The sequence below is a fragment of the Grimontia marina genome (assembly GCF_900060185.1).
In the GTDB taxonomy this organism is placed as follows: Bacteria; Pseudomonadota; Gammaproteobacteria; order Enterobacterales; family Vibrionaceae; genus Enterovibrio; species Enterovibrio marinus.
The window spans coordinates 1-874 of sequence record NZ_FIZY01000186.1 but is presented as its reverse complement, the minus strand read 5'-3'; the positions used below and the strand labels follow the sequence as shown (position 1 = coordinate 874).

Sequence of the window (874 nt, the reverse complement as noted above, 5' to 3'; positions counted from 1 at the left end):
CCCAGCAGCCCACGAATGTGATTGAGCAAACGCGTCCGCTCAGACGAAAGGTGTCGCCGCATCTGTAGGAAGGTCTGTTCATCCTGCTGCTCCACGCTTTTTACTGCAACATGACGGATGGCTCCATTAACGCTAAATAGCTGTTCCTAATAGTAGATCTCAAAGATAAGAGAAACTCAGTCCGCTTTGTGCGATCTGATCAATCGCCAAACCGAAACATACCGACAAAAGGACTGAGTGATGGCCATCATAGCACCGATACCTCGTGGCGAACGTCGTAGGATGAAAAAAGCGATACAGACTACCAAGGACAAGGATTATGCCCGCAGACTTATTGCTCTCATGCAACTCCACGAAGGCAAAACGATTGTCGATGTCTGCCGTATTATCAGTGCAGCCCGCTCCTCAGTGGGTAGGTGGATTGACTGGTTTACTCAAGGTGGTATGGATGCCCTGCACGCTTTGCCTGTTGGCAGACCGCCAACGCTTCCCGTTAGCGAAATGTGTGCGATGCTGACTATTCTGGTTCAGTTTTCCCCGCAGGATTTCGGTTATCAGCGAAGCCGCTGGAGTACAGAGCTTTTAACGATGCAGCTCAATGATGTATTCCAAAGTACAGTGGCGGCTTCTACGGTCAGGCGTTGGTTACCGAAAATCGGGATCGTCTGGCGTAGGGCGGCACCTACCCTCAATATTCGAGACCCTGACAAGGAAGAAAAGCTCGCTCAGATAAGTGAGGCGCTGGACAAATGCAGTGTTGACCATCCGGTGTTTTATGAAGACGAAGTTGATATCGACCTTAACCCCAAAATTGGGGCTGACTGGACGGTAAAAGGCCAGCAGAAAAAAGTGGTCACACCGGGACAGAACTGCA

Annotated in this window: 1 protein-coding gene; it reads left to right on the top strand. The window is 50.3% G+C overall.

Features of this window, described 5'->3' with window-relative positions:
* Positions 1–240: 240 nt before the first annotated feature.
* The coding region (locus GMA8713_RS25880; protein WP_157515568.1) for an IS630 family transposase at positions 241–874 on the top strand (634 nt) is incomplete at its 3' end.